Source organism: Neobacillus sp. 204, from assembly GCF_046562815.1.
Classification (GTDB): domain Bacteria; phylum Bacillota; class Bacilli; order Bacillales; family Cytobacillaceae; genus Neobacillus.
The window spans coordinates 28,146-54,312 of sequence record NZ_JBJORY010000015.1; the positions used below are offsets into that span (position 1 = coordinate 28,146).

At 36.4% G+C, this 26,167-nt stretch carries 21 protein-coding genes, 1 pseudogene and 1 riboswitch; of the genes and pseudogenes, 16 read left to right on the top strand and 6 right to left on the bottom strand.

All coding sequences use genetic code 11. The features are described from left to right. Nucleotides 1–311: 311 nt before the first annotated feature. A complete protein-coding gene (locus tag ACJ004_RS24685; RefSeq protein WP_410895791.1) occupies nucleotides 312–788 on the top strand; it encodes a hypothetical protein in 477 nt (158 codons plus the stop codon). A gap of 136 nt (nucleotides 789–924) precedes the next feature. On the opposite strand, the gene ACJ004_RS24690 is transcribed toward ACJ004_RS24685, so the two are convergent. Further along, nucleotides 925–1,683 (bottom strand): SDR family oxidoreductase, encoded by a 759-nt coding sequence (locus ACJ004_RS24690; RefSeq protein ID WP_410895792.1) that lies wholly within the window; start codon nucleotides 1,681–1,683, stop codon nucleotides 925–927. A 145-nt stretch (nucleotides 1,684–1,828) separates the two neighbouring features. On the opposite strand from ACJ004_RS24690, the gene ACJ004_RS24695 reads away from it, so the two are divergent. Beyond that, the gene (locus tag ACJ004_RS24695; protein WP_410895842.1) at nucleotides 1,829–2,395 is read left to right on the top strand and encodes a TetR/AcrR family transcriptional regulator; all 567 of its coding nucleotides are present in this window, start codon (nucleotides 1,829–1,831) and stop codon (nucleotides 2,393–2,395) included. An 86-nt stretch (nucleotides 2,396–2,481) separates the two neighbouring features. On the opposite strand, the gene ACJ004_RS24700 is transcribed toward ACJ004_RS24695, so the two are convergent. The 4 genes from ACJ004_RS24700 to ACJ004_RS24715 all read right to left on the bottom strand — a co-directional run bounded on the left by ACJ004_RS24700 (nucleotide 2,482) and on the right by ACJ004_RS24715 (nucleotide 5,122). Next, the gene (locus ACJ004_RS24700; protein ID WP_410895793.1) at nucleotides 2,482–3,423 is read right to left on the bottom strand and encodes a COX15/CtaA family protein; all 942 of its coding nucleotides are present in this window, start codon (nucleotides 3,421–3,423) and stop codon (nucleotides 2,482–2,484) included. A 301-nt stretch (nucleotides 3,424–3,724) separates the two neighbouring features. Continuing rightward, nucleotides 3,725–4,345, bottom strand: a complete 621-nt coding sequence (locus tag ACJ004_RS24705) for a DUF2238 domain-containing protein (RefSeq protein WP_410895794.1) — start codon at nucleotides 4,343–4,345, stop codon at nucleotides 3,725–3,727. A gap of 228 nt (nucleotides 4,346–4,573) precedes the next feature. Beyond that, entirely contained in the window at nucleotides 4,574–4,798 is a 225-nt protein-coding gene (locus tag ACJ004_RS24710) for a hypothetical protein (RefSeq protein ID WP_410895795.1), read from the bottom strand. Between the two features lie 3 nt (nucleotides 4,799–4,801). Then, nucleotides 4,802–5,122, bottom strand: coding sequence for a YbjQ family protein (locus ACJ004_RS24715; RefSeq protein WP_410895796.1), 321 nt, complete (start codon nucleotides 5,120–5,122; stop codon nucleotides 4,802–4,804). 514 nt (nucleotides 5,123–5,636) lie between these two features. Between ACJ004_RS24715 and ACJ004_RS24720 the strand changes: the two genes are divergently transcribed. The 11 genes from ACJ004_RS24720 (at nucleotide 5,637) to ACJ004_RS24770 (ending at nucleotide 21,078) form a co-directional block, all read left to right on the top strand. Further along, nucleotides 5,637–6,557, top strand: coding sequence for an N-acetylglucosamine kinase (locus ACJ004_RS24720; RefSeq protein WP_410895797.1), 921 nt, complete (start codon nucleotides 5,637–5,639; stop codon nucleotides 6,555–6,557). 36 nt (nucleotides 6,558–6,593) lie between these two features. Beyond that, nucleotides 6,594–7,721 (top strand): MupG family TIM beta-alpha barrel fold protein, encoded by a 1,128-nt coding sequence (locus ACJ004_RS24725; protein WP_410895798.1) that lies wholly within the window; start codon nucleotides 6,594–6,596, stop codon nucleotides 7,719–7,721. A 90-nt stretch (nucleotides 7,722–7,811) separates the two neighbouring features. Next, nucleotides 7,812–9,179, top strand: coding sequence for a nucleotidyltransferase family protein (locus tag ACJ004_RS24730; protein ID WP_410895799.1), 1,368 nt, complete (start codon nucleotides 7,812–7,814; stop codon nucleotides 9,177–9,179). Nucleotides 9,180–9,225: 46 nt separating this feature from the next. After that, a complete protein-coding gene (locus tag ACJ004_RS24735; protein ID WP_410895800.1) occupies nucleotides 9,226–9,942 on the top strand; it encodes an SIS domain-containing protein in 717 nt (238 codons plus the stop codon). Nucleotides 9,943–10,237: 295 nt separating this feature from the next. Continuing rightward, on the top strand, nucleotides 10,238–12,178 hold the full coding sequence (locus ACJ004_RS24740) for a BglG family transcription antiterminator (protein ID WP_410895801.1): 1,941 nt from the start codon (nucleotides 10,238–10,240) through the stop codon (nucleotides 12,176–12,178). A gap of 245 nt (nucleotides 12,179–12,423) precedes the next feature. Continuing rightward, entirely contained in the window at nucleotides 12,424–16,752 is a 4,329-nt protein-coding gene (locus ACJ004_RS24745; RefSeq protein ID WP_410895802.1) for an InlB B-repeat-containing protein, read from the top strand. 172 nt (nucleotides 16,753–16,924) lie between these two features. Beyond that, nucleotides 16,925–18,232 (top strand): PTS cellobiose transporter subunit IIC, encoded by a 1,308-nt coding sequence (gene celB, locus ACJ004_RS24750; RefSeq protein ID WP_410895803.1) that lies wholly within the window; start codon nucleotides 16,925–16,927, stop codon nucleotides 18,230–18,232. Nucleotides 18,233–18,347: 115 nt separating this feature from the next. Then, nucleotides 18,348–18,872, top strand: coding sequence for an RDD family protein (locus ACJ004_RS24755; protein WP_410895804.1), 525 nt, complete (start codon nucleotides 18,348–18,350; stop codon nucleotides 18,870–18,872). A 28-nt stretch (nucleotides 18,873–18,900) separates the two neighbouring features. After that, nucleotides 18,901–19,209 carry a PTS sugar transporter subunit IIB gene (locus tag ACJ004_RS24760; protein ID WP_410895805.1) on the top strand — a complete coding sequence of 103 codons (309 nt, stop codon included), beginning with the start codon at nucleotides 18,901–18,903 and terminating at the stop codon, nucleotides 19,207–19,209. 244 nt (nucleotides 19,210–19,453) lie between these two features. Next, complete coding sequence (locus ACJ004_RS24765; protein ID WP_410895806.1) at nucleotides 19,454–19,765, top strand: PTS lactose/cellobiose transporter subunit IIA; 312 nt, start codon at nucleotides 19,454–19,456, stop codon at nucleotides 19,763–19,765. Next, on the top strand, nucleotides 19,765–21,078 hold the full coding sequence (locus tag ACJ004_RS24770; protein ID WP_410895807.1) for a 6-phospho-beta-glucosidase: 1,314 nt from the start codon (nucleotides 19,765–19,767) through the stop codon (nucleotides 21,076–21,078). The genes ACJ004_RS24765 and ACJ004_RS24770 overlap by 1 nt, the downstream gene beginning before the upstream one ends. A gap of 291 nt (nucleotides 21,079–21,369) precedes the next feature. On the opposite strand, the gene ACJ004_RS24775 is transcribed toward ACJ004_RS24770, so the two are convergent. Next, nucleotides 21,370–22,824: a phospholipase D-like domain-containing protein gene (locus ACJ004_RS24775; RefSeq protein WP_410895808.1), complete on the bottom strand. Its 1,455-nt coding sequence runs from the start codon at nucleotides 22,822–22,824 to the stop codon at nucleotides 21,370–21,372. A 198-nt stretch (nucleotides 22,825–23,022) separates the two neighbouring features. Here ACJ004_RS24775 and ACJ004_RS24780 point away from each other — a divergent pair. The 3 genes and pseudogenes from ACJ004_RS24780 to mmuM all read left to right on the top strand — a co-directional run. Continuing rightward, nucleotides 23,023–23,223: pseudogene (locus ACJ004_RS24780) on the top strand (Gfo/Idh/MocA family protein); the annotation flags it as partial. A gap of 304 nt (nucleotides 23,224–23,527) precedes the next feature. Continuing rightward, nucleotides 23,528–23,632, top strand: a riboswitch (SAM riboswitch). Between the two features lie 83 nt (nucleotides 23,633–23,715). Then, the gene (gene mmuP, locus ACJ004_RS24785; RefSeq protein WP_410895809.1) at nucleotides 23,716–25,128 is read left to right on the top strand and encodes an S-methylmethionine permease; all 1,413 of its coding nucleotides are present in this window, start codon (nucleotides 23,716–23,718) and stop codon (nucleotides 25,126–25,128) included. Further along, complete coding sequence (gene mmuM / locus ACJ004_RS24790; protein ID WP_410895810.1) at nucleotides 25,103–26,062, top strand: homocysteine S-methyltransferase; 960 nt, start codon at nucleotides 25,103–25,105, stop codon at nucleotides 26,060–26,062. Before mmuP ends, mmuM begins: the two co-directional genes overlap by 26 nt. Nucleotides 26,063–26,167 lie beyond the last annotated feature (105 nt).

Below are 26,167 nucleotides of genomic sequence, written 5' to 3' on the forward strand. Positions count from 1 at the left end.
ATACGAACCATCAAAGAAATCTGTTTTTGGTTGTAGAAGTGGATGGGAAGTTAGTTGGATACTCAAGATGTGTAGGTAATGATTTAAAAAGATTCCTTCATAAAGTTGAGTTTGGACTGGGAGTACTAAAGGAATTCTTCGTTTATGTCATTTATGCTCATATAAATGTAAAGATGGTGAAAGCCTGTTCCTAAACTTTGAAGAAAAATTCATAATAATTTCCTTTTTGTGTAAGATTCGGCTCCTTGTTAAATGGTAAAATAAGTAATCATAGATAATTAAATTTATAGAATCTTATCAGGAGGTAATATATGTTAGGTCATTTAGGATTTTCATATGTAGGTCTGATATATTTATTGATGTTATGGATTCCAAACACCATATGGAGTAAGAATAAGCCAATTGACTATAACACTACCCAAGAAAACAAAATATTACTATTGTTTGAGCGTGTTGGACAAGTGTGCTGTACTTGCAGCATACTGATTTTTAGCGATTATAACATTACTCCGTTTTCAGCATGGAGTTGGTGGATAATAGCATCATTTTTTCTGATGATTTTATATGAGATTAGTTGGATTAGATATTTTATTCATGAGCATACGGAAGAAAATTTTTATCGAAGTTTTTGTGGAATTCCTGTACCCGGTGCTAGTCTGCCTGTCATGGCTTTTTTGCTATTAGGTATTTATGGTAAAGTTATTTGGTTGACCACATCCGCTATCATAATTGGCATTGGACATATAGGCATCCACATTCAACATTTAAAAACAATAAATTATCGGTAACCCAATTAGTGATGATACACATTTTATTAGGGGTTACACTGTTTTAAATAAAAGCGAAACGTGCAAGATGAATTTAAGGTAAGGTTAAACAAAGGACTCAGCTCAAGTGAACTAAGCCCTTTTTATACAAAGACCACTAATAAGCAGTCCAACCGCCATCTACTGCAATAACTTGTCCATTTACAAAACTAGCTTCGTCTGATCCTAAGAAGATGGCCATTTTTGCAATTTCTTCTGGTTGTCCAGCACGTGGGTTAATAGCCATACCCAATGCCTGGCGGCTCGCACCAAATTCGCTTATATTATTCATGGAAGCAGCAATATTAGTCATAACTGCTCCAGGAGCAATACCGTTACAACGGATGTTTTTGTCTGCATACATAAATGCAGTGTTTTTTGTTAAGCCCACTACTGCATGCTTAGAAGCTGTATATGCAGCACCTGCGCGTGCTCCGTATAATCCACCAGCGGAAATATTGTTGACGATAGTACCGTGTCCTTGTTCTAAAAATAGATTCACCGCGATACGCATTGATTTCATAACTGCAAGTGTATTAACAGAAAAGACTCTTTCCCAGCGTTCGTCTGAAATTTCACCAACAGGCTCCATCCCATCCATGATGCCTGCATTGTTGACAAGAATATCTAGTTTTCCAAAAGCCTGTTTTGTTTCATCAAATAGACGTATTAAATCTTCTTCAGAAGCTACATTTGTTTGAATGGCAATGGCTTCTGCACCTGTAGCCTTGATACTCTCTGCTACATCTTTTGCACCTTCTAAGTTTAAGTCAGATACAACGACTTTTGCCCCTTCTTTTGCATAACCTTCTGCTATTGATTTTCCCATGCCTGAAGCGGCGCCAGTGATTATTGCTACTTTTCCTTGTAATCTCATTCGAAACCATCCCCTTGCATTTTATTGTACAGTTGTTCAATAAATATTATAATAATATATGAAAACGCCTACAATAAGCAAAAAATCGATATTTGTTTAATAATTAACAAATAATAAGAGATGTGTTCAATAAGAGGTGAAAAAAATTTTGCAAACAGATTTGCGTATAGTGAAAACAAAAGAGGCACTTCATAACGCATTGTTAGAATTATTAAAAGAAAAAAGTCTAGAAATCATCTCAATCTCGGAGATTTGCAGAAAGGCAAGAGTTAATCGTGGTACATTTTATTTGCATTATGCACAAATAGAAGATTTATTTGAGGAGTATTTTAAAGAAATTACAGCAGATTTGGCACGTTCTTATCAAGAGCCTTATCGCCGCGTGCCTGTATTGAAAATCACTGAATTAGATCCTTCCACAATTCGTATTTTTCATCATATCGAAAAATATAAACCATTCTACCGGATTGTTTTGTCAAAAAAAGTTCCATTAATGTACTATTATTTATTATTCGATGAAATAAAGCATTTGTTACTTCAAGATAAAGATGGATGGCTTAAAGAAGGCGTAAATCATCAACTCTTTTTTGCCTATCAAGCTAATGCCATTATTGGCATGATTATTGAATGGTATCAAAATGACTTTTCTTATGATGCCAATTATTTAAATAATCAGCTTGTTCAAATCTTAAATATGAGAACAGACACATAGTTCACCTTGCTCATATAAATTGAAAAAAACAATTATGATACTAAAAAGGGTGCCCAAAAAGCTAGATTTTTGGAACACCCTCTATTCTACACATCTGTTTTATTTATAATCGGATGGTTCGTTACAATGTTCAGCCTTGTTTTCAAGAAGGCAGCAGAACCAATATAAACCCGTGCCTCCGTTACTATGGCGAACAAGAGCGTACCTGCTGCAAGGTGAAGCATTGCCCATGAAATATCAATAACCTTTATAATTGTAAGGACGCCTAATACTTCCTGAATGAGAACCGTTATGGCTGAAAAAATAATTCTATTCTGCAGTTTTTCTCCCCAGCCCTTTTTGAAAGACAAATAGACGAGAAAGAAGATGTACAATGCTGAAACGAAAGCTAAAACTCTATGAATGGTTTGAATGAATTCAGGACCTGTCTTTGGTAAAAATGAATTTCTACACTCTAACGCACCACATATCATTCCCAAAGACTCATGTTTCACATATGCCCCAAATCCCAAAATAAGTAGTAAAAGAATCAGAACAATATTGAAGTGAAGTTTAATTTCTTTTTGTTTTTTCTTAGAATGGGCCGAAGGGTGGTGCTGGATATCTGCATTTTCTTCTGTGCGTCGCCAAATCCAGATGAGACTTGTCAGAAAGAGCATAGCAATGATTAAGTGACTTGCTATAATACTAGTGGGCAAATCTTTTAACACAACGATTGCACCTAGAACCACTTGAATAATAAGTAAAACAAGCATCCAGTATCCAACAGTACGAACCGAAGGACTTACTTCTGTACGTAGAATTTTGACGAATAGAATAAAAGAAACAATACCGAGAATTGCCCCAATCACTCTGTGTGTGAATTCAATCAAGGTGTCCCCATGTAAAGTTGGTACAACATCACCATTACATAAGGGCCATTCAGGTCCACATCCCATCCCAGACTTTGATGACGCCACATAGCCCCCAAAAACAATTAATAAATATGTGAGCAAAATAATTAACAAAGCTAAACGCTTTATTGTCACGCTCACCCCTCCTTAAAAATAGAATACGAAAACATCCCCATGCTTCGTATTACCATTTTTTCCTAGATTCTTTATAAATAAAAAGGCGATTGTGGACAATTTGTGAACAAATTTGGAATGGGTAAGCGACAAATAAAACCATTGTTCAATTAGATACGGTAGCCATACCATAAGTAAATGAGGTTTTGTATTTGAAAATAATGACAAGCCAAAAATACCAAGTTATGAATAATAACTTGCATATTTTTGGTCATCTCTCTTGTTTCTTAAATTTTGTACCTACGTTATTTTATGTAGCCGATTATCTAGATTTTTCTAATTCTTTATAAAGGATCTTTGTGAAAAAAAGCGAAAGAATGGAACCTACTAGTAAAAATGCCATATCCCACTGGGCGTCCCATATGTCTCCTTGCATACCTAAAAAATCTTTTGTGACTTTCCCTTCTTTCCCTATTTTTGCACTTGCCCACTCAATGATTTCGTAGAAAGCCCCGATTGCTAGTGTTATACATAGAGCAATAAAATTTGTCGTTTTACTTTTCAATAAAGCTGTTTTCCTTAATAATATCTCTATTATAACTATGACCATAGCCCCCTTAAGAAAATGACCGAACCGATCATAGTGGTTTCTTTGTAAACCAAAATAATCTTTGATCCATGAAAAGAGAGGAACTTTCGAATAAGAATAATGCCCTCCTATAAACGTTAAAATGACAAGAAGGGTAATGATGACATAGGAAACAGTGGTAAGGCGAAAATGATTGTATGTTGATACCAATAATATTAAAACTAATACTGAAGGTAAAACCTCCATCAACAAAACCATATAACCTGCCTCAGGTTTAATCAGGGACCAAATAAGAACAAGCATAACAACAAATAACAAGAAAAAATGTATCGAACTATCTTTTTTACGTGACATTCAAATCACTCCATCAGAATACAAGTTGTATTTAGTATTTGCTAAACATTTAAATAGTATAGAAAGAGGTATAGATTTAAAATTGTAAAACCTCATTTAGGTACATCATGGTGAACCGCATCATAAATAGAAGCGTGTTTTTATAAATAAGAAAACAAAATGAAAAGGAGCTCGGTTTTTAAAAATAAATGCCGGTGGCTCCTTTTAAATATAATTATATAAATTGCATTATTCTTCTTTATAAAAGCGCTCTCCGGTTTCCGGGTTGAAATAAACGACTAATCTTTTATTTGTGGTTGGATCGATTGATACTTCATTTGTTCGGACGAAGCCTTTAGGTACTTGCAGACCATGTTTTGCTTTGAAGCGGCGGTCCCAAATGAACCACGATCCGATGATTAAAATAATCAGTATTAACAGTTGGATACCGTAAAAGCCAACAATCCATTTCATTGGTTATACCTTTTCCACAATAACAGCGGTTCCATAAGCTACAATTTCACTCATATTTTGACCAATTTCACCCGAGTCAAAGCGCATCATAATTATCGCGTTTGCCCCCATTGACGAAGCGTTTTTCACCATACGGTCCATTGCTTGTTTTCTGGCATCTTCAAGCATTTCTGTATACTGATTGATCTCTCCGCCTATCAGCCCCTTAAAAGAAGCAACGATATCTTTACCAATTCCTCTTGCCCTAACAGTTAATCCAAATACTGGACCTAATACTTCTGTAATTTTATGGTTAGCAATATTCTCGGTTGTTACGATAATCAAATGAATCCGCTCCTTAACCAAAAATGATTAATACAAGTTAATTTTACTGTGTTTTGGATATAAATACCATTAATTGTTATAACAATTATTTCGACTTTTTCCGTTGTAAATATCCCAAAACGGTCATAAGTATCCCAAGGGGTTGCCGTGAGTTTTTCAGGTTCTGTTGGAGGGACGATTGGCAATTATCTGCAATAGAGCATTCCTATTTTTCGAAGATTTACGATAAAGTCGTCTAATCTACCATGGTATCCCTTAAATCTACCGGGTATATGCGTAATAATATTGCTAAATATGTTGGAAAAAATCCAACTGTTTAATGTATTGGGTGGTAAGTATACTTAAATAAACTAGAGTAGGATCTAGGTTTATTCGATGAATAACATAGTTGTGTTTTTTGATGTTCTAACTATTTCAATTTTTTTTGTTTAAATCTGATAACCATAAAATCAAGGCGCAAGATTTTGCTTTTAGAAAGAAATAAATTATTAATGAAAGGATGAATGGACAGATAATGAGTAATAGATTGATTATTGGAATGGACGGTGGAGGAACGAAAACGAGAGTCATGGTCAAAGAACGACCAGATGGAGAAACGCTATTTGACCAAAATTTTGGGATGTCAAATTATAATAACATCGGCGTAGAAGGTCTTAGACCAGTATTTCGTGAAATTTATGAAGCATTAGTCTCTTGTTTTCAAGAGCGACTGCAAAATGCGATTCTCGTATTAGGTTCTGCAGGTGTCGATAGACCGAAGGATGTTGAAATCTATCTGTCTGCATTAAAAGAAAGTGGATTTACTTGCCAACTAGAAGTGGTGAATGATGCAGAAATTGCCCTTGTTGGTGGCAACGGACATCGAAAAGATGCTTTGATGATTGCTGGTACAGGTTCCATTGTTGTGGGAATTGACTCAAAAGGAAAAATCGTACGCACTGGTGGATGGGGCGGAGTGATAAGTGATGAAGGAAGCGGTTTCCAGATTGGTCGACATGCGATTGCAGCTGTTATGCAAGAGTACGACAAAGTGATTGCACCTACATCATTTACAGAAAAGTTGCTCGCTCATTTTCAGTTGACTATTCCAGAAGAATTTATGGATTTATTATATTTGGGAGATACGATACCAGTTGACATGGTAGCTTCATGTACGCCAATTATCCTAGAAGCATGGGCAAAAGGAGACGAAGCTGCTCGTACGATTGTTGAAGCAGAACTAGAGAAATTAGTTCGTTTAGTCGTTGGAATCAGTCGACAAATGGGGTCAGAAAAGTTCTGTCTCTCTGTTGCAGGCAGTTTGTTGACGAAATCAACAGATTATTTCGGTTCGTTAAAAGAGAAGTTAAGTGTGGTTTTACCACAAGTAGAGATTTCTGCACCACTTTATGATCCAGTATTCGGTGCCATTATTATTGGTGCGGGGTACAAGTAAATACAAATTAAGAATAGTAAGGAATGAGGAATTAACATGCGTGAAATAGGAATTAGTGTGTATCCCAACTTTTATCCAGTAGATCAAATTAAAGATTATTTGGAAAAGGCCAATTCTTATGGTTTTAAAAAAGTATTTGTTTCACTGATTTTAAATAATCATGGTTTTGAAGGTGCAGAGGATGTAAATGCGAACACTTGGAATGACATACTAAGTTACTGTAAAGAACTTGGTATGACTGTATCAGCTGATATGAATGATGAAGTTTTCAACGAGTTGGGTTGTACATCAAACGATCTTACAGCGTTACAAAATATGGGCATCACAAAACTCCGTATTGATGGAGGTTTTACGAGCCAAGAAATAGCACTTCTTTCAAAAAATCAGCAGGGGATTCAAATAGAAGTAAACGCTTCGATGTCTTCTTCTGATAATCAGAATGGAAGCGCTATACGTGAATGTCGTGAATTTTTAGAAACGGTAGAAAAAGAAGGAAATCTTGGTCAACTAACGGCTTGTCACAATTTTTTCCCACTACCAGATACAGCATTGTCTCTTGAGGACATTCGCCCAATTAACGACCTGTTTGTCTCATTCGGTGTGCCGGTCGGTGGGTTTATTGCATCGCAACTTTCGCCTAAAGATTTGCACCACTTAGGTCATGGGGTTTGTACGATTGAAAAACACCGCTTTTTGCCTTGTCATATTGCGATGTTAGAGTTATTTGCAAATGGTTTTGATGATGTGCTAATTGGTGACTCGTTTGCCGACCTTTCAGAGCTTATCGAAATGGCAAGGTGCTACAAACAAGATTATATTGAGATTCCAGTTGTATTTAATCAGTTTGTTCCTCAAAATACAAAAATAACAATTCAAGAGTCAGTCCTAATTTCAAGAGTGGATCAGCCTGCAAATCTAATTCGGGCGACTGATACGAGAGGAATAGAAGTACCTCCTTGCTTTTGTGCACCAAGAGGAAAATATACAATCTCTGTTTTAAATAATAGAAGTGCGCAATATGAAGGGGAAGTACAAATCTCATTGAAAGATTTAGGACAATCGGTTGAGCACAATGTCATTGGATTTGTTCATCCTTTTGCAAAAGATTTATTGCCTTATATTTCAGCAGGGAAAAATAAATTTAGATTAGTAGAATATAAGTAAAAATTTTTATAGTAGAAAAATGATTTTAGACTGTAATTCGATGTGTTTAAAACAAGGTTATAAAATGTGAATGAAACCGGAGGTGATGGAATGGCGAAAAGCGCCATTATTCTTGCGGCGGGTAAAGGTAGTAAAATGTTTCCTTTCAACGCGGTTCGCTCCAAAACAACAATAAAAATCGCAGGGAAGCCATTAATCCGCTATAACATTGAATCCATTGTGGCAATGGGAATAGAAGAAATTGTTGTTGTCGTTAATGAAGAACATCAAAGAGAAATAGAAAATCTTTTGTCAGATATAGAAAACGTTAAATTTGTAAGTGATCAAACAAATTTAGGAAGCGCAGAAAGTCTGGTAAAGGGAGCTGAGAAACTCTCTGATACGAAGGATTTTATCGTTCTCTATGGGGATACCATCATTGAACAAAAAGATCTAGAGAATTTAGTGAATTCGATACAACCTACTGTGTTGTTGAAAAATTTAGAGGAATCCTCAAGAAACTGGATTGGTGCGAGTATGGAGAATGGGTTCGTTCAGTCGATCGGTGCCCACTATCGTGGGAACAGCATTACCCATCAATTTGCAGGATTTCACTTTGACGATACACTTTTAGATTATGTGAAAAGAACTCCAGATTATTTTCCAGATGTAAAAGTTGGTGTAGGTGTTCCAAAAGAGAGATATATTGAAGCTGGACTTCTGAAGTCGCTTGAAAACGTAATTTTGAATGCTATCGAATGTAGTGGATATTTCTTTGATATTGACAAGCCTTGGCATATGTTAGAAGCGAACCAATTTATGGTGGACCATTTTTGTCATGCACTACAAGAGAACCAACTAGCAGAAGGTGCGACGATTTCAGCAAATGCAACCATTCATGGCCATGTAAAACTGGGCATGAACTCCTCAATTGGTGATCGAGTTGTCATTCATGGTAACCTGATTGTGGGTGACAATACAATCATTGATAATGGAGCCATTTTTAATGGCAATGCCGTGATTGGTGATCATACAAAAATTAGTAATTACTGCATCATTTATGATGGAGTATCGATAGGATCGAATTGTATATTCGACCATTGTGCAGAGTTCCTTGGTGGAATGGTGATGGATAAGGTATATCTTTACCACTATGGCGAGTTTTATGGTGCAATTGGCAGTCATACGGATATTGGAGCAGCAACCGTTTGCGGAACATTACGCTTTGATGATGGAGAAACTGAGCACGTTGTGAATGGACGAAAAGAAGTACCGTTACATTTTTCAAATGCTGCTTATCTTGGCGACTATTGCAGAACGGGCGTAAATACTATTATTATGCCTGGCTGTAAAATAGGTGCTTATAGTGTTCTCGGAGCTGGTGCAATCATAGATAAAGATATCGAAAAAAATAGCCTTGTTTTCGTAAAACAAGATCTAATTATAAAAAAATGGAGCGAAAATAAGTACGGGTGGTAATTACATTTTTGGGTACTCAAATCAATAAAAGGAGGGAATAGTTAAAATGGAGAATTATTATCAATATGTGACAGCAAATCTCGAAAAACTGTATACGACACAGATTGAAAAAATGGATGAATCGGCAACATGCATTTTTGAAGCACTTCAAAATGGAGGTCGCTTCCTTGTTACTGGTTCAGGTCATTCACATATGTTTGCAGAAGAATTCTATGTAAGAGCGGGTGGATTTGCTCAAGTTTCTCCTATTTTGCCGAATGAGTTTTTCTTACACGATCATCCTTTAAAAAGTACTGTGATCGAACGCATAGAAGCCTATGCAAAAGTTATCTTTGATTTATACAAAATAAACTCAAAGGATGTGCTTGTCATTGCTTCCAATTCAGGAAGAAATGGAATGACTGTTGAATTGGCAAAAATGGCACAGGAATGTGGTGCAAAGGTCATAGCTTTTACGAATCCGAATCATCCTGCAGGCTCAAAATCAAGACACAGTAGCGGAAAATATCTTTACGGCTTTAGTGATGTAGTCATTGATAGTTGTACCGGACCTGGGGATGCTGCTTTTTATGTAGAAGAAGCCAACACTGGTATGGGAGCAACTTCTACTATGGCGGGAGCTTTTGTTGCTCAAACCATTTCGATTTTGTTAGCAAAAAAATACCATCAAGCTGGACTGAAACCGCCAGTGTTTAAGAGCTCGAATGTTGATGGTGGAGATGAATGGAATAAACAACTTTTTGCGAAGTATTATGGGGTTTAATTTAGCCCTGAAAAGTAACTAGAAAAGTGAGGATGAGCTTAATGAGAGAAGCGTTCCCAGGTCTTGGGAACGTTTTTTTGTGATCAATAAAGACATTAAAAGTTCAAAAAGAGAGCGATATACCTTGAAATTACTAAAAAGTACCTGTGCTTTTTGTAGTACAAAAGTTATACGATAGCAATGATAAATTTGTTGCATATTGCTAAAAAAGTTGGAAAAATTCAAACTGTTAAATGAATTTGGTGGGAATTATACTTAAAATACTAAAGTAATATCTAGAGTGATGAGGTAATGTATGCGAAGAGATCTAATTTTGCAATATTTGTATCAAAAAGGAAAATCACTAACATCACATGAACTTGAATCAGAATTCGCTATTTCAAATCGGACATTACGAAATGAATTGAAAGAATTAAACGTTATTGGCGAAAAATCTGGATTTGTTATTCAAAAAAAACGTGGTGAAGGATATTTACTTCATGTAGTAAATCAAGAAATGGTTCAATCGTATATGAAAGAAATTGAGGGAGCTTTAGCCCCAGATTTACCTCGTGTTCGTGTAATCAATATCATTATGCTCCTGCTTCAAACGACTGAGTTTCAAACCATTGATATGTTTGCTGATAGCCTAATGATAAGCAGATCGACAGTATTTAGCGACATGATTGAAGTGGAAAAGCAAGTGAGGATTTTTGATCTAAAAGTAGAAACAAAATCACATTACGGTGTTCGTTTACTAGGTGACGAAACTAATTTTAGAAGGGCGTTTTCCTATTTCTTAAGTCAAAAAGAAACAGGATTGTTAAAGAAATCTAATTATCTAAATTTCGAGAAAGCGTTTCCACTTGAAGAAATTAGAACTGTTTTGAGTGAAGAAGTACAAAACAATCATTTGAAATTGAGTTATTTTGCACTAGAGAACATTTTAGGACATATTCAAATACTCTCGTTTCGAGTAACTCAACACAATTTTATATTGCCTAATCAAGAAAAGAAGTTAGATGTTTCCCTGATCAAGCCATCGTATATGAATATAGCCAAGAGAATTTGTGAAATTCTTTCTGAACTATATCATGTCGTACTACCAGAGAGTGAGATTATTTATCTTGCTGCACATTTAAGTGGTAAATCGAGTGTGGATGATATTGAGGAACAAGAAAAGAATGATTTGAAACAAAAACTAAAGCAGTGTTTGGAGAAATTAGATCAAACTTTCTTGACGCAGTTTACAGGTGATCAGCTACTTTTGGATATGCTTATGATGCATATGTATCCTTTGTTAAGAAGGTTATATTTCAATTTAAAGCTTACAAATCCATTGATAGATGATGTATACAGTAGATATTCCGATGTCTTTATGATTGCTTTAAAATTTTCTGAAATGATAAAGGAAATATGGGGATTCGAACTTTCTAGTGATGAAATGGGATACCTTACAATGCATTTTGCAGCCCATATGGAAAGGGAGAAGCACAAGCAATTAAGTTCCTACAAAAAAATTCTCCTATCGTACGGATCAGGAGCAGGATCGGCCGATTTACTTAAAATGAAACTCGCATCACTTTTCCAGGGTGCAACAATTGACATCGTTTTGTATAGTGAACTTCAATCGGTTCATCTAGAAGAATATGATTTATTAGTTTCATCCCATCCGATTCGTTTTGACAATAGTTCTATTCCGTATATTCAAGTAGCACCAATATTAACTGAAACAGATATCCAGAGAATTCGTCGTACGCTCACAAGGTACCCAGCGAATAGAGTTAAGGAAAATGTACCAACACTCTTATCTCTATTTCATTCAGAATTGTTTTATATAGAAGAAAGTAGAGAGTCTTTTGACTACAAAGCTTTCATTAAAGAAAAAGCAAAAAGAGTTGTTGAACTGGGTTTTGCAACACCTGACTTTCCTGATTTGGTTGTTGAACGAGAAGAAAAAATATCGACGATTCTTCAAAATGGGATTGCAGTGCCACATGCATTAAAAATGGTTGCTATTCAAGATTCGATAAGTGTTGTGATATTTAAGAATCCACCGACTTACGATGGAAAAGTAGTACAAATACTTTTTTTAATTAATCTACGCGCTGGAGACTTATTTTTACACAAGGAGTTAAGTCGATTGTTTTTACATTTAATGGATCATCCCGAAGCAAAACAGAAAGTCTTGAAATCAAATAATTTCAACGATTTTCAGTATGAAATTTCAAAGATCTTGTTTCAGTATGGTTCGTAATAGTTATTAGAAAAGTAATTAACTTTACGATATAAATTGTTCCTTTCATTGCAATTCTACCAAATTGGTAAGATAGATTACTCGTTTGAAGAAAGGAATAGTTGTATAGATAAATTTTTTAAAGCTATAATCCCACAAAGTATGGAGGAGGTTAGAAGCGAAAAAAGTAAGGACTTGTTTATAATGTATGGTTAAATCTATGAGTTAGAAAATTGATTCGAATATATTACTTAGGAGGAAGATAAATGAAAAGAAGTAAATGGCGTTTTAGTAGATCTGTTTCAGCTACTGCTTTAGCTCTTTCAATGGTTGCAGGTAATTTTAGTAGTATAGTTGTTGAAGCTGCTCCTACTGTTTCAACTCAAGCTTTTACTGTAAAAAATGTTTCAACTGGCACAAGCATTTATATGAATACTACACAAATCACTCATGCAAAACCTACTGGTTTAGATACAACAAAGCCAGTAAAATGGACAACTTCTGATCCCTATGTTGCCTATGTTGATATGATTGGCAACGAAAATGGTGATTACAGCGGGAAGATTTTAGGTGTGTCTGGTGGTACTGCAAGAATCACTGGTACTGGAGTAGATTCAACTGGTGCAGCTGCAACTGTGAACATTACTGTTACAGTAACAGAGTCACAGGCAACTATAAATCTTGAAAAAGTAGTTTACTATTACAATGCAGGGGATGCAAATATCCCAGCTGCCCTTTCAACATCGACTTGGCAAACAACAAATATTCCTACTGCTCCATCAGGAAAGAAATTCCCTTCTAAAAGCTATGTTGGCTTTGTTAATGGAGAAGATGGCGTAAAATGGATGGTTTCAAAAGATACTTTAATCAAGTCAAATGATAAAATTCTTCTTGGTGAAGAAGATAAGCCTCATGGCGTAATTACTGGTATCGTATCTGATGCGATCACACTCTATGATCCGAATCTTTCTTCAGCTGATCAAATTCAATATTTGCAAGGTGGAAGATATATTCCTCAAACTGGTGAATCTTCAGGTTCTGGTACTAATAATGCTGGTAATGCTGCAACATTTAACGCAAAAGAAGTGATTACCAACATTATGCCTGATGGTAATAATGGACTTTGGGTTCTAGGCGAAAAAGGAAATGCAACTCACATTGTGAGAAAGCAAATGTCCCTAATGGGCAAAGCTTTACTTCAAACAGAAATTTCTAGAAACTATACAGATAGATTCGGATTCCAATCTGGTAGTATGTCTTTCTCTTCTACAGCGGATATGATTAAAGCCCTTATGACAGCTGATAAAGACGCTGCTAGAGCAACAGGTGATACAGACAATGATGGTCTATGGACGACAATGTATGCTTCTGGTGAAATCTGGAGATACAACTACATGAAGGAAAACTTCGGAGAATCTGATGCTAGAACAAAAGATGCAAAAGCATCTGCTATTCGTGCAGTTGAATCCATCGTAACTCTTGGTTATGTATCTGGTACGCAATTAAAAGTTACATCTAAAAACAATGTAAACGACTATGTGTATGTTGTTAACTCTTATGGTGGAAACGTATCAACCATCGATGAAGCAAAAGCGTGGCTTACAGCGAACGAAGGAAAGCCAGTTTACGTTGATGAAAATGGTAAGTATACATTAGATCACACAAAAAAACCTGCTTCATCTGGTTTCTTTGCTAGATCGTACAAAGTTAACACAAGTAACAATGGCGCTACAATTCCAGAAGCTGAAACTTGGGATAATGCATGGATTAAAAAGAAGGCAGGACAAACTACAGATATAAATGGAAACACAGTTTACTATAATGCCCCAGGATCTTTCAAAAATGGAACTAATCCTGCTCTTAAAGCTTATGACACAGTTGCAGTACCTTCACGTTTAACAGAAATTTTTGCAAACCAAAACGGTGATTTTGACGCTGATACAAAAGCTTTAGACTCAAATAAAGTTGTTTACAAAGCAACAACATCTACAGATGAATTAGTAGGTCATTATTTTACACTTGATCTAGCATATAAAGCGTTCAAAGAAGAGGATCCAGAACTAGCAGCGCTAATCAAAAATGATATGATTAACCACACAAATGCATTAGTTCTAAACAACTATTTCCAATTGACTGTTAATGGTGAGAACGCAGCTGAATCCCGTTTTAATGAGGGAACCATTCGTGGAAATGGATTAAACGTTCCAAATGCTCCAACTAGATGGGCAAATTTGAACCCAGAATACCTTGATGGTAATAAGGATGCATGGGGAAGAGACGCAGACTATGAAGATGGTCCATTAAATGCACAATTACAGTTACAAGCACTTGTAGTTGCAAGAGATTTGGGTGATTATACTCCTGAAGAAAAAGCAATCCTTGAAGCTCAAGGCATTGATGTAATTAAACCACTTGATTTTGAAAACGAATACAAAGTAATGAATGGCGTAAAAGCGCCAGAAAAGGCTAATCAACACAATGATTTTGAAGTAAGATATCCAAAAACACATAACTCAAAATCGATGCTTGATATGACATTACAATATCTTGCAAGATACTTTGGTATTGCTGCTCATAACGGTGATGATATCGGTGTAAGCGGTGTAACTCACGAATCATACATGAACTATTCTGATGAAGAAGAAGAAGCACTAGCATACTACACATTATCTCACCATGCTGATAAGTTTAACGGTGATGAAATCTTAGAAGGCATGAACCAATGGTGGACAAACGAAAAGAGAGAGAAAAACCCATTCATGACAACTTTCTATGCAGCTTCTCTAGGTGCATTGAAAGCTAAAGGGATTGATATCGGAAATGCACAAGTTGACCTTGCAGGTTCAGAATGGTACATGTCACGTATACCTAACAATTTCATGAACTGGGATGTTCTTTCTGCAAACAGAAATGACGTAACACATGTAGCACCAAATCTTATGGTTGACCAATTAATCCCACGTGATGAAGTTATGATGTCAAAATACAACACAAACATTTTCGGAACGATGGATAGAAGAACAATTGACTCTGGTAACAGCAGATCAATGGAATCTTCAACTGTAATTTCAATGCCTTACTGGATCACGCAAAACCCTGAAGATGCTGCTTATGTAGAAGATTTAGGATCAAAAGTTACTGCACCAGTAAATAATGGTACAGAAAGCCTTGCATACCCAACTAATTTAGCATCTATGAATCCTCATGCGAAATATAATGCAGATTCACATACATTTACAATTAATGTGGGTGACTCTGTAAAGCTTGATGCTAAAACAACGGGATATGTTAGAAATGTGTCTTGGGCAACGAATGCTTGGGATCAAGCAGGATATAGCAATGGATTACCTACACAAATCAATCCTGAAGCAAATACATCTCAAGTTCTTGACCTAAGAAATATAGCAACTTACGGTGATGAAGGAAACGTACGTCCAACCGATTTAAGTGTAAATGGCGAGTACTATGGTGCTTATGCAACTGCTTTAAAACCAGGAACTTCTACGGTTACAGCGTATGTTATTGATGGATTCTTTAGAACACCTGCTAAAATAACATACACAATCAAAGTTGTTGACCCTAAGAAATCAGCAGAAAAGACTGCGCCTGCTAAGGTTGACGAGGTTACTTTTGCCTATCCGACATGGTTAAAAGTTGCAATGGCGGATCCAAAAAGAAATACAGACGGAAACAAATTTGTAGAAGTTAGTTACGAATCATCTTCACCAGACGATGTAGCGGTTGATGAGGAAACTGGAAACATTACGTATAAGACTGAAAAACCAGCTAACATCATTGCAACAGTTATATACTCAGGTATGACACTTAATGGGGAAGCTCAATTTCCAAACGATAGTCACGTGATGACATTTGTAAGCCCTGTTTCTAAGAATCCGACATATAAAGTTTCATTTGATTCACAAGGTGGATCAACAGTAAATTCGGTGACTGCGGGTTACAAAACTGCTATTACAGCACCATCAGCACCAACTAAAACAGGTTACACGTTTGCAGGCTGGTACAATGAAGCAGTATCAAAAACAGTACCATTTAACTTCAATACAGGAGTATCTGCAAGTGATACGCTAACTGCTCATTGGAAAATCAATAGTTACACAGTGAAATTTAACAGTAACGGTGGTTCCGCAGTAACTAATAAAACAGCAAACTACAATACTGTAATTGCAAAACCTACTAATCCAACGAAAAAAGGATTTGTCTTTGTTGGTTGGTACAAAGATGCAGCGTTTAAAACAGCTTGGAACTTTACAACTGATAAATTAACAGCAAATTCAACACTTTACGCAAAATGGATGGTTGCGTCACCAACTGCCCTAAAAGCGGCAAAAGCAAGTACGACTTCAATTAAGTTAACTTGGACTGCAGTAAGTGGTGTTTCAGGCTATGAAATTGATCGCGCAACAGCAAGCAATTTCACAGGCAAAGTGACAAAAACAACCACAACAAGAACTTTTACTGCTACAGGACTAGTTAAAGGTAAAACTTACTACTTTAAAGTTCGTTCTTACACTGTTGTTGGAAAAGTTAAAGTTTACAGTAAATACACAACAGTTGTAAAATACAAACTTTATTAATTAAGTGAAATAGTGTAAATAATGTTAATGTATACTGCTGCGACGTAACTATAGTATTTGCAAAAGCTAATTAATATTATTCCTTATTTATATAAATATATTTTAAAAGGATCTTGGTATAAGGGAAAATTACTGATTTACCAAGATCCTTCCTTATAGGAGTGATAATTCAATGAAAAGTAATTTTTTTGAAGAGAAATTTTTACCGATTGCTTCGAAAATAGGTAATCAAAGACATTTGCTTGCCTTACGTGACGGTATTATGTTTGCAATGCCGTTAATGATAATTGGTTCGTTTTTCATTATCGTAGCTTGGTTAGAAGCAGAATGGTATCAAAACTTCATGGCAAAAACCTTTGGAGACAATTGGAATGCTTTTGGAGACATCGTTTATAACGGCACAATGGGTATCATCGCTTTAATTGCTGTGTTTGGTGTAGCTTACTCACTTGCAGGCAGTTATAAAGTCGATGGAAAGAATATTGACGGTGTTCCAGCTGGTGTTTTAGCATTAGCAGGATATTTAATTGTTAACATTATGAGCACTTTCACGGTTGATAAAGAAAGCGTATCAGCTTGGTCACCTGATGTTTTTAGTGCACAGTATTTGTTTGTTGGATTAATTGTTGCAATTATTACCGCTGAAATTTATCGTTACTTCTTACAAAAGAAGATTATCATCACGTTACCAGATACTGTACCACCAACAGTTGCGCGTTCTTTTACAGCCCTTATTCCTGGTTTTGTTATTATTATTTTCTTCTTATTTGTTAGATTTGGATTTGCACAAACCAGTTGGGAAAATTTCGCAACTTTTATACAGGAGGTTGTAACACAACCATTTACGATTTTAGGTTCAACATACATTGGTACTCTTATCGCATGTTTAATGGAACATCTCTTATGGAGTTTTGGAATCCATGGTTCATCAATCATCACTTCTGTTATGGAACCTATTTGGATTACAAATGCAGATGCAAACTTAGCAGCAGCAAAAGAGGGTGCGAAGACACTACCACATATCATTACATATACATTCTATGAGAATGGTATCTGGATGGGTGGATCAGGTGCTACTTTACCAGTTGCTATCTATATGATGTTTTTAGCAAAATCGAACCTTCTTAAGAAAGTTGGACGTTTGGCAATCGGACCTTCCATTTTTAACGTCAACGAACCAATTATGTTTGGAGTTCCGGTTGTCTTAAACCCATTCTTAATAATTCCTTACATGCTTGCACCAGTAGCAGTTTTAACAGTTACTTATTTTGGTACATCAATGGGTATTTTCCCATATACGAATGGTACAATCATTCCGTGGACAACACCATATTTCATCAGTGGTTATCTTATGACTGGTGGTAAAATTATGGGTGTTGTAATGCAATTGGTTGCTTTTGCAGTTGCCTTTTCAATTTGGTTCCCATTCATTAAAATGTGGGATAAGAAAAACTTAGAAATGGAGAAAGCTAATAATTAATTAAGGCCTGTCTTCTTTCGGGTGTCAATCTTTTCAAGTTTGACACCCATCCTATTCGTTGTTGAATAGGATAGATCCAAATGGAATCCTTAATTTTTATATGCGAATACTTACTATGGACATCAAAAAGAAATTATTTACTCAATTTCGATTAAAAAGAATGGCTGCTTTTGTCATAGATGCGGTGATAGTCTCAATCCTACTTTCAATTATTTATCGAATAACCGGATTTCCAAACTTTCCTGGAGTCTTAACAAAGATGATTGAAGTTCAAAAAACAATAAGTGAAGCTGCTAGTCAAGATGCTACTGTACAGGTAATGGCTCTTTTTAATGAAGCCTTTCTCCAATCGCTTTTTATCTGGTTTTGTTATGACGTCTTAACAACGCTTTTATTAAGAGGATCTACAATTGGGAAGATGATCTTTCGATTGAAATTAACACACATCAATAACAAAAAAGGTAAGTTTGCTTATGTATTATTAGTGATTGTTAGAAGTTTCTTTAAATTTTTATTGATGTTTCTTTTTCAAGGCATCCCATTCTTGATATCCGTTATAAGCATATTTGCTAATCCAAAGTCATTAGCTGCACACGATCGAGTCGCTCGATTAGTAGTATCCAATAAGAACGACCTTTAAAAGCTTAATAAAGAAAGAGGAAATAATAATGAATATTTTACTTTGTTGTTCTGCCGGTATGTCTACAAGTCTAATCGTAACAAAAATGGAAAAAGCTGCTGAGGCAAAAGGGATCTCAGCTCGCATTTGGGCAGTTTCTGAATCAGTTGTTCGCTCACAAATCGACGAGGTTGATGTGTTATTGTTAGGACCACAAGTACGTTTTCTTTTGAACGAAATGAAAAACATCTGTGGAGAGAAAAATATTCCAGTTGAAGTGATTGATATGATGAATTATGGCATGTGTAATGGTGAAGCTATTCTCGAGCAAGCAATAAAACTAAAAGAAAATAAGTAGTATACAATTCGAAAGAAGTGTTTCTTCCTACATAATGCCTCTTGAAATCAAAAGATACATTGAGTTCAAAAGGCATTATGAATGACATGAAAAAATACATGATAATATAAAAAATATTAGATTGAAAGTTTTGAATATTTATAGAATACAAGAATACCCAAAGGGGTTTTTAACATAGAAAATTTGTGGCCATAAGGTTTCAGAGTTTCAAAATTTCTCTTGAAAGAGAAAGGAGGTCAGTTTTATGGTAAAACATGAAACAGAAATTTTTACATTGATTTTACATGGTGGAAATGGTCGAAGTGCAGCAATGGAAGCCATTCATGCCGCAAAAGAACAGAATATGGATTTAGCACGGGAGAAATTAAAAGAAGCAAATGATTCTTTAAATCAGGCACATCATATTCAAACATCGTTAATTCAATCAGAGATTGGTGGAAATCCAACAGAAATTTCACTTTTAATGATTCATGCGCAAGATCACTTGATGAATGCGATGACCGTAAAAGACTTAGCAAAAGAGATTGTTGAATTGTATGAAAGGGGCCTTAAATAATGTCAAAGAAATTTAAAATTGTGACAATAGGTGGGGGCTCTAGTTATACGCCGGAACTAGTTGAAGGTATTATAAAGCGTTATGATAAAATACCAGTTACCGAACTTTGGCTTGTTGATGTAGAAGCAGGTCGTGAAAAATTAGAAACAGTTGGAGCGCTAGCAGAGCGCATGGTAAAAAAGGCTGGGGTTCCAATTGAAATTCACCTTTCTTATGATCGTCGTGAAGCTTTGAAAGATGCTGATTTCGTTACTACACAACTTCGTATTGGGCAATTGGCTGCACGTGCACTTGATGAAAGAATTCCATTAAGTTATGGTGTAATTGGTCAAGAAACCAACGGTGCAGGTGGTTTGTTTAAAGCGCTCCGTACGATTCCAGTTATTTTGGATATTTGTAAGGAAGTTGAAGAGCTTTGTCCAAATGCGTGGGTACTTAATTTTACAAACCCTGCAGGTATGGTTACAGAGGCAGCATTAAGATATTCAAATATTAAGAGATTTATTGGCCTTTGTAATATACCGATTGGAATGGAAATGGGTATTGCAGAACTTTTAAACGTGGATCACTCTCGTATTCGTATTGATTTTGCAGGTCTTAATCATATGGTTTTTGGATTAGATGTTTATTTAGATGGAGTTAGTGTAAAAGATAAAGTTCTTGAAATGATAATGGATCCTGCAAATGCAAGTTTTGTGAAAAATATTGACGCAGAGGAGTGGGCACCTGAATTCCTCAAAGGTATCAATGTCATCCCATGCTCATACCATCACTACTACTACAAAACATCTGAGATGTTGGCAAGAGAATTGAAAGAATTTGAGTCTAATGATACACGTGCAGAAGTCGTACAACGGATTGAAGCATCTCTATTTGAAAAATATAAAGATGAAACGCTAGATGTAAAACCACCTGAGTTAGAAAAACGTGGTGGAGCATTCTACTCCGATGCGGCTTGTCGTTTGATTTCATCTATTTACAATGATACGCGAGATATTCAACCATTGAATACAATGAACAAAGGGGCAATTTTAGGCCTGCCATATAACAGTGCTGTTGAAGTTAGCTGTGTCATTACGAAGGATGGTCCGGTTCCATTAACGATGGGAGAATTGCCAGTTCCAGTTCGAGGATTGATACAAACGATTAAATCTTTTGAACAGATGGCAATTGAGGCTGCGGTAGAAGGAAGTCGTGAAAAAGCAATCGTTGCATTGACTATCAATCCGCTTGTTGCTAACGATAAAGTGGCTATAGCTATTGTAGACGAAATGCTAGAGGCGCACAAAGCATATTTACCAAGATTTTTTTAAAAATAACCAATCCGATTGTCAGATTTTTTATCTGATTTCTTGATAATAAAAAAAAGTGGTATTCATATCACATTGACACATAAAACCCACCGAATCATTATTCGGTGGGTTTTGTTGATGTTAATCTATATATTTATATTGTGTTTGAACGCAATTTTTATAATAAAAATCATAATGAAACAACCAATCTAGTTAGATTATTTAATAATTCGCTTTGTATTGTTAATGATATAACTAAGAATGATGACCTTACGATCGTGGAATCACCCTTAATGTCACCCTCGCCTGCCTTTACTGCACACTTAGAGTGGCAGCTTGGTAGTTTACTGGTAAGTAATCATATGGATCGGTTGCTGAGCTTGTTATGGTTTGCGCATACCAGGTATAATCTCCAAGAATGGTAGGAGACAGCCAATCAGAAAAAGTAAAGGTGATACTTTGGTTTCCTGCAAGGCCAGCCGTGTCAATATACACATAATTTCCAGAAAACTTTAACTGGCTTGAAAGGTTTGTTCCATCACTCTTTGTAGCTGTAACAGTAGCCGCAGTTGGATCTGGCCATTTAGGAGGAGCCATAATCTCTACCTTTTGAATCGGATAAGTCGACGGAGCACGAAGAGTCACATTTATCGTTTGATTTGTTCCAGCCGAAACAGTGCTCTTATCAATCGAAACGCTACCCCTTCCATAGGAACCGCTTATTCTTAAAAACTCATTATAGTATTTGTCAGCAGTAGCTTTATCATGGATGACCATTAGGTTTTCACTGTTGGTGTCATTTGCATTTGCACTTGCGTTAAAAGAACCTGTAACCACAGCAGCGATTGTATATCCTTTGTCAGCAATCAAAACTTTATCGTGCAATTTTCCATCATAAGGGTTATCTGCAATACTGACTGGGATTCCAGCCTCTGCCAGGTAAGCAAGCTCCCCATATGGACCGTTGCTCCCATATTGGCTGCTGTCAAATATTCCTTCAACATTTACCCCGCGGTTTTTCGCATTGATCAATGCTGTTCTTACGTTATCATCTGTAAAAGAGAAGTAATCGAAGTAAACATTATATTTAGCGTTATTTATGACATCGATAATAGAAGTAATCGGATTGTCTTCAGGAGCAAAATAAACTTCCACAGGTATATTTGCCGTTGAGGTTGAAACGGTCACCTTTTGCGAGCTTATTGTGGAAGGAGAAGCAGTCTTTGTAAATTGGTTGTATACAAACATTTCTTCAAAATCAGTTTTATAGATAGATGCAAGAGAAGAAGAATTCCATAGGATTGTATTATTATAGTTATTAGCATTGCAGGTATCGGTAACATTAGTTGAACCCATCCAAACTTCTTTTCCATCAATAATGGCATATTTGTTATGCATTAATGCAGATCGGTTGTCTCCTTTTACAGAAATGCCCGCATTGATGAGTTGCTGTGTAAAGGTGTTGGAAATGTAATCTGAATCGGTTACAATGCGAATCGCTACTCCGCGGTTCTTTGCTTGAATAAGTGCGTCAACAAATGGCTGATAACGGATTTCATAAAATGCTCCATCAATTGTGGAAGTTGCCTTATTAACCTCCGTAATTAGTGCGTCCACCAGGTTTACCGCTTGACCTGGACCGAAGGATACTGTTTCAGAATCATAGGTTACTGCACTAACCTTGTTATTAACGTCTGGGACAAAATTAAACGTTAATACTGCTGCAAAAATCAGTAAGGAAATTCTTCTAAATAAATTCTTGGACATCTCTTAGCCACCTTTTTTCTTTAGTTTGAAACATTTCTATTTTAGCAAATAAACAATTTGCAAAGATTAGAAACTCTCACAATGTTTATAAAGAGTTTGTAAATTTTTATTCTTCTTCATTCAAATTACTGTCATTTCATCCCTTTTATGGGTGTGTCTTCTTGTTTCTTGTTCAAAAAGACCCGCCACTTAGTCGATGCCCAAATGGAATCTGGAAAAAAATTAATGGTGGATCATAATCAACGGTTTACTGGTGCCCATCAAAAGGCTAAAGAAATCATACAGAATGGAGAGCTTGGAAAAGTACTTACTTTTAGAACGACGTTTGGACACTCTGGACCAGAGCAATGGGGTGTAAAAAAAACAAACTCAACGTGGTTCTTTAAAAAGGAACGCTCAGGAAGAACAGTGGTGTAATCGATGCCTTTATTGAATGTGTACATCTTGATCATGCTCCACTTGTAACAGGCGACAATGCATTATCTTCTCTTAAAGTCATTTTAGGGATTATAGAAGCAGCAGAAACAAATAGTATTGTTACTATTTAAATAGAGTCTCTCCTTGCAGAAAAATCTTATAAGGAGAGATTTTTTTTTTATAACAGCCATTATAATATTTTTTGTTTGTAAGGGTTTTAAAATTTTAAAAACTCAGAAATAGATTGACAGATATTTCATAGATTGGTAGAGTTATAAAAAAATATTTCTTATCCAGAGAGGTGGAGGGACTGGCCCTATGAAACCTCAGCAGCAGGTCTAATATGACACTGTGCTAATTCCATCGGGTGTGATCCCTTGATAGATAAGAGCTTACGTTATTATTGATCAGTAACGCACTCATTTATCAGAGTGCGTTTTTTGTTTTTTCTGGATGTTGGAAAAGGAGACTATGATGGAAAAGAAAAGCAAGCAAAAATTTCAAAGACAAATGCAAACACGACATTTAGTCATGCTATCGCTCGGCGGGGTGATTGGAACAGGATTATTCTTAAGTTCGGGTTACACGATTCAACAAGCTGGCCCGTTTGGGACCATTCTGTCCTATCTGATTGGTGCACTAGTGGTTTATCTCGTCATGCTATGTTTAGGAGAGCTTTCCGTACATATGCCTGAAACGGGTGCCTTTCACAGTTATGCGACTAAATATATTGGACCAGGGACGGGGTATACCGTTGCTTGGTTGTACTGGCTAACTTGGACGGTTGCTTTAGGTTCTGAATTTACGGCTGCAGGATTATTAATGCAGCGATGGTTTCCATCCGTTAATGTCTGGATTTGGAGTTTGCTGTTTGCTATTTTGGTTTTTGTCTTAAATATACTGACGGTTAGGTTTTTCGCTGAATCTGAATTCTGGTTCGCGTCTATAAAGGTCATAGCGATCGTTCTGTTTATTGGTGTAGGAGCAGCGGCAATGGTAGGTTTTGTTCCGATGACCCATTCCGAATCGGCACCGTTCTTCTCTAATTTTACAAGTGCAGGTTTATTTCCAAATGGTGCTTTTGCGATTGTCATGACCATGCTTGCGGTTAACTTTGCTTTTTCAGGAACGGAATTAATAGGAGTTGCAGCGGGGGAAACAGCAGATCCGGAAAAAACGATACCAAAGGCCATTCGGACAACATTGTGGAGATTGATTATCTTTTTTGTAGGAACAATTGTTGTATTATCTGCGTTATTGCCTACTTCCGATGCAGGAGTATTAGAGAGCCCCTTTGTTGCCGTTCTTGAACAAATTGGAGTCCCATATGCAGCTGATATGATGAACTTTGTCATTTTAACAGCCATTCTATCGGCTGCAAACTCAGGTCTTTATGCCTCTTCAAGAATGCTTTGGTCACTTGCAGATAAGAATACGATCTCACCAATTTTTACAAAATTAACAAAACAAGGTGTTCCAATAAATGCAGTCATTTTCAGTATGCTTGGCGGTGGTTTAGCTTTGTTCTCAAGTATTATTGCACCAGATACAGTGTATATCGTACTTGTATCCATTTCGGGCCTAGCTGTGGTGGTCGTTTGGATAAGTATTAGTGCTTCACAGTTTTTATTTCGCAGACAATATATTAAAGAAGGAAATTCCGTAAAGGACTTGGTTTATCGTACACCATTCTATCCTTTGGTACCAATCGCTTCTTTTATACTCTGTCTTGCTTCTTGTATTGGCATAGCCTTTGATCCGACACAACGAATTGCACTTTATTGCGGCATACCATTTATATTGTTTTGCTATGGAAGTTATTATCTAACACAAAGTTTAAAGAAGAAAAGAGGAGCAGACTATGTCCATCAAAATCAACCCTATTAAGGCTATTTTATCCGAACATTCTATTATGCTGCTGGACGGAGCTTTAGCCACAGAGCTTGAGTCGCATGGGTGTAATTTGGACGATCCCCTCTGGTCTGCACGTGTATTACTTGAAAATCCAGAATTGATTTATCAGGTTCATTCTGACTATTTTCATGCTGGAGCGGACTGCGCCATAACGTCAAGCTACCAAGCAACCATTGACGGTTTTTCCAAGCGTGGTATTCAAGAGAAAGAAGCTTTAGAACTAATTAAGAAAACTGTGTTACTTGCGAGAAAAGCAAGAGATGATTTTTGGCAGGAAAATACACAAACCAATCGACCTAAGCCATTGGTTGCCGCATCCGTTGGACCTTATGGGGCTTACCTAGCAGATGGTTCAGAGTATGTAGGAAACTACGGTGTTACGGATGAAACATTAATAGACTTTCATCGCACAAGAATGTCAGCGTTGATTGAAGCAGGAGCTGATTTATTAGCATTCGAAACGATTCCTTCCCTGCAGGAAGCGAAGGTATTAGCTTTATTGTTGAAGGAATTTCCAGATACATATGCCTGGCTATCCTTTTCTTTGAAAAATGAGAAAGCGATAAGTGACGGTACGCCGCTGGCAGAGTGCGCGGGAGTTTTTGGTGACAACGAACAAATTGTTGCCATTGGTCTCAATTGTGCACCAGTGACAATCGTGACGGAAGCGATCAAAGAGTTGCGGACAAACGCCCAAAAACCGATTATTGTTTATCCGAACTCTGGTGAAACCTATAATCCAGAAACTAAAACATGGCATGGTCAAGAAGTATGTGATGGGCTCGACTTTAAATCTGAAGAATGGTACCTTGCAGGGGCACGACTAATAGGGGGATGCTGTAGAACAGCACCTCATCATATTGAAGAGATTTCAAAAAAGTGGCGCGGAGAACCGTACCATAAATAGAGGCCATTTCTATTATTATTGATATATACTTGTAGGAAGAGAAAGATTGTCTTGGATCATTTCTCTTCTCTTTTTCTTAGAACTTTTCCACCTCTAAGGAATCAA

Excerpts from the sequence above, each read along its gene's own strand:
- ACJ004_RS24770 (WP_410895807.1), top strand. The coding sequence starts at position 19,765 with ATGTCAAAGAAATTTAAAATTGTGACAATAGGTGGGGGCTCTAGTTAT.
- ACJ004_RS24755 (WP_410895804.1), top strand. The coding sequence starts at position 18,348 with ATGGACATCAAAAAGAAATTATTTACTCAATTTCGATTAAAAAGAATG.
- mmuP (WP_410895809.1), top strand. The coding sequence starts at position 23,716 with ATGGAAAAGAAAAGCAAGCAAAAATTTCAAAGACAAATGCAAACACGA.
- mmuM (WP_410895810.1), top strand. The coding sequence starts at position 25,103 with ATGTCCATCAAAATCAACCCTATTAAGGCTATTTTATCCGAACATTCT.
- celB (WP_410895803.1), top strand. The coding sequence starts at position 16,925 with ATGAAAAGTAATTTTTTTGAAGAGAAATTTTTACCGATTGCTTCGAAA.
- ACJ004_RS24735 (WP_410895800.1), top strand. The coding sequence starts at position 9,226 with ATGGAGAATTATTATCAATATGTGACAGCAAATCTCGAAAAACTGTAT.
- ACJ004_RS24740 (WP_410895801.1), top strand. The coding sequence starts at position 10,238 with ATGCGAAGAGATCTAATTTTGCAATATTTGTATCAAAAAGGAAAATCA.
- ACJ004_RS24690 (WP_410895792.1), bottom strand. The coding sequence starts at position 1,683 with ATGAGATTACAAGGAAAAGTAGCAATAATCACTGGCGCCGCTTCAGGC.
- ACJ004_RS24775 (WP_410895808.1), bottom strand. The coding sequence starts at position 22,824 with ATGTCCAAGAATTTATTTAGAAGAATTTCCTTACTGATTTTTGCAGCA.
- ACJ004_RS24745 (WP_410895802.1), top strand. The coding sequence starts at position 12,424 with ATGAAAAGAAGTAAATGGCGTTTTAGTAGATCTGTTTCAGCTACTGCT.
- ACJ004_RS24765 (WP_410895806.1), top strand. The coding sequence starts at position 19,454 with ATGGTAAAACATGAAACAGAAATTTTTACATTGATTTTACATGGTGGA.
- ACJ004_RS24705 (WP_410895794.1), bottom strand. The coding sequence starts at position 4,345 with ATGTCACGTAAAAAAGATAGTTCGATACATTTTTTCTTGTTATTTGTT.
- ACJ004_RS24720 (WP_410895797.1), top strand. The coding sequence starts at position 5,637 with ATGAGTAATAGATTGATTATTGGAATGGACGGTGGAGGAACGAAAACG.
- ACJ004_RS24685 (WP_410895791.1), top strand. The coding sequence starts at position 312 with ATGTTAGGTCATTTAGGATTTTCATATGTAGGTCTGATATATTTATTG.
- ACJ004_RS24725 (WP_410895798.1), top strand. The coding sequence starts at position 6,594 with ATGCGTGAAATAGGAATTAGTGTGTATCCCAACTTTTATCCAGTAGAT.
- ACJ004_RS24730 (WP_410895799.1), top strand. The coding sequence starts at position 7,812 with ATGGCGAAAAGCGCCATTATTCTTGCGGCGGGTAAAGGTAGTAAAATG.
- ACJ004_RS24710 (WP_410895795.1), bottom strand. The coding sequence starts at position 4,798 with ATGAAATGGATTGTTGGCTTTTACGGTATCCAACTGTTAATACTGATT.
- ACJ004_RS24760 (WP_410895805.1), top strand. The coding sequence starts at position 18,901 with ATGAATATTTTACTTTGTTGTTCTGCCGGTATGTCTACAAGTCTAATC.